This window comes from Intrasporangium sp. (genome assembly GCF_032907665.1).
Classification (GTDB): Bacteria; Actinomycetota; Actinomycetes; order Actinomycetales; family Dermatophilaceae; genus Intrasporangium.
In genome coordinates, this window is the sequence record NZ_JAJJPG010000259.1 from 1 (window position 1) to 2,578 (window position 2,578).

At 73.0% G+C, this 2,578-nt stretch carries 3 protein-coding genes; 2 read left to right on the forward strand and 1 reads right to left on the reverse strand.

Annotated features, from left to right (window positions below; genetic code table 11):
* Positions 1-430, forward strand: a 430-nt coding sequence (locus LOY02_RS19155; RefSeq protein WP_317183953.1) for a DNA polymerase, incomplete at its 5' end; no start/stop codon positions are given.
* Positions 427-1,356 (forward strand): alpha/beta hydrolase, encoded by a 930-nt coding sequence (locus LOY02_RS19160; RefSeq protein ID WP_317183954.1) that lies wholly within the window; start codon positions 427-429, stop codon positions 1,354-1,356. The genes LOY02_RS19155 and LOY02_RS19160, both read left to right, overlap by 4 nt.
* Positions 1,357-1,409: 53 nt before the next feature.
* On the opposite strand, the gene LOY02_RS19165 is transcribed toward LOY02_RS19160, so the two are convergent.
* Positions 1,410-2,381, reverse strand: coding sequence for a PAC2 family protein (locus LOY02_RS19165; RefSeq protein WP_317183955.1), 972 nt, complete (start codon positions 2,379-2,381; stop codon positions 1,410-1,412).
* Positions 2,382-2,578 lie beyond the last annotated feature (197 nt).

Genomic DNA, 2,578 nt, shown 5'->3' on the forward strand with positions numbered 1-2,578 from the left:
CGCCGACGGGGTCGCCCGACGTCCGCTGCGCACCTATGGGGGTCGGCTCATCCCCTTCGGCGCCGTGGAGGCGACCACGGAGGCGAGCGAGGCAGGCGGGAGCGAGCCCAGCGGCATACGGCCCGATGGAGCGGCTGACGCCGCCCGGGGACGCTTCGCGCGCAACGCGATCATCCAGGGGTCGGCGGCCGAGCTCTTCAAGGCGTGGGCGGCGACGGTGCGCCACGCCGTGCGTCCCCTCGGCGGCCAGATCGTGCTCTGCCTCCACGACGAGCTGCTCGTGCACGTCCCGCAGGAGCGGGCCGAGGAGACACGGCGGGCCGTGGAGGACGCCCTCGTGCGGGCGGCGCGGACGTGGGCCGGCACTGACGACGTGCGCTTCGTCGCCGACACGAGCATCATCAGGCGCTGGAGCGAGGCCAAGGAATGACCGGAGACTCCATCAGCGCCCTCGAGAAGTACCGCGAGCTCAACGCCACGATCTTCCGGCTCTACGCCGCGGACCGGCAGCACGAGGCCCTCGCCCTGCTCGACGAGCCTCTCCCCGGGCTCGAGCCGTGGCGTGCCGAGCTCGCCCATCTCCGGGCCTGCCTCCACGGCTCAGTCGGTGAGCACCAGGAGGCCCTCGAAGCCCTCGCCGCCGCACACGCCGCAGGCTCGTGGTGGGACCCGCGGATCCTCGTCGAGGACGACGACCTCGCCGGCCTGACGGAGTTCGAGGGCTTCGGAGCGCTCGTCGAGTCGTCCCGCGCACGGTGGGAGCACGCCAACGAGAGTCTCGACCGCAGTGGTGACCGGCTCGCGCTGCCCGCCGCTCCCCCGCGCGGCCTGGTGGTCGCGCTGCACGGAGCCGAGGAGGACGCCGACGACGCGATGGCGGCCTGGCGCCCGGCCACGAGCCGCGGCTTCGCGGTGCTGGCGGTGCGCTCCTCGCAACGGACGTCTCCGAACTACCGCACCTGGCCCGACGCGACTCGCGCGGCGGCCGAGATCGCCGACGCGCACCGGTCCCTGGGCGAGGGGCTGCGCCACCTGCCCGTGGTGGCAGCCGGCTTCTCCGCCGGTGGCCGAGTTGCCCTGCGGTGGGCGCTCACCGGCGATCCGCAGCAGGTGGCGGGGGTCATCGCGGTGGCGCCCGCGGTGTCCGCAGACGACCTGCCCCGTCCCGGTGTGGACGGGGCGCTGCTGCCGGCGTTGCTCGTCGTCGGAGAGGACGACGACCTGGCGGACGACGTGGGTGAGGTCGCCTCGAAGCTGGCGCCGGACGGCTTCACGCTCGACGTCGTCCCAGGGGTGGGGCACTGCTTCCCGGACGACTTCCCAGAGCGGTTGGCGGCAGCGCTCGATGCTGTCTGACCGCCAGCGGGCAGCCGGTCAGCGGTCAGGTCAGGGCCAGCGGTCAGGCGGGGTCAGGCGGGGTTGCCGGGACCGGTGTCCTCGCCAGACGCCGACTCGCCTGACCCGCCGGGCTCGTCGGCGACGTCCTTGAGGAACGCCTCGAGCTCGGCGCCGATCTCGTCAGCAGTCGGCAGGTCGGACAGCTCGGTGGCGAGCAGGCTGCGGTGACGGCGACCCTCGAGGAACGTGTCGTACTGCTGCTCGAGGGCGCGCACCACGGCGGTGATCTCGTCGGACTGCTCCATCTGGCGGGCGATCTCGGCGCGATCGCGACCGGCAGCGTTGGCGAGCGCCGTCGGGTCGAGGTCGAGACCGGTCACCGCGATGATCCGCTGGAGCCCGAGCAGCGCGGCGTCGGCGAACTCGGTCTGGCCGAGGTAGTGCGGCACGTGCACCGCGAAGCCGAGGGCGTCGCGCCCCGCCTCGCCGAGCCGGAGCTCGAGCAGGGAGGAGAAGCTCGCCGGGACCTGGACCGTGGCGAAGGGGGTCTCGTTGCCCGACAGCATCCTCGGGTTGGTGCCGTGGGCGGTGAAGCCGAGGGGACGCGTGTGCGGGACGGCCATGGGGATGCCGTGGACGTTGACGGTCAGCTCCACGTCGAGGGCGCGGATGAGCATGAGCACGGCCTCGGTCATCCGGGCCCACTGGTAGTCGGGCTCCGGGCCGGCGAGAAGGAGGAAGGGGACGCCCTCGCGGTCGAGGACGCGGTGCAGCAGGAGGCTCGGGTCGGCGTAGCTCTCCCAGTGGTCGCGGTCGAAGACCATGGCGGGCCGACGCCCGCGGTAGTCGAGGAGCTGGTCGACGTCGAAGGACGCGATCACCCGGGACTCGTGCGTCTCGAGGAGGTGCTCGGTGAGGAGCCGCTGCGTGTGACCGGCGTCGACGAAGCCGCCGAGAGCAAGGACGAGCACCGACGCGCGCGTGTCGTCGGGCGACAGGGACGTATCGGACTCGAACTGGAAGAGCTCGGTGGGGTCTTGCACAGGAGGGCCTTTCGTCACGGCTGTTCACGCTGTCCAACGCGACGCGCCGCCCCATGATTCCCCATCTGGGCCAGGTCCGGGCGGCCGGATCCCCCGCGACAACTCCGCCCGGGCGCAGTCTCCCTGCCTGCACGGCCGGATTCCCCGCGACAACTCCGCCCGGGCGCAGTCTCCCTGCCTGCACGGCCGGATTCCCC

What these genes read in the sequence shown, in the direction of transcription:
- LOY02_RS19160 (WP_317183954.1), top strand. Translation starts at nt 427, where the DNA reads ATGACCGGAGACTCCATCAGCGCCCTCGAGAAGTACCGCGAGCTCAAC.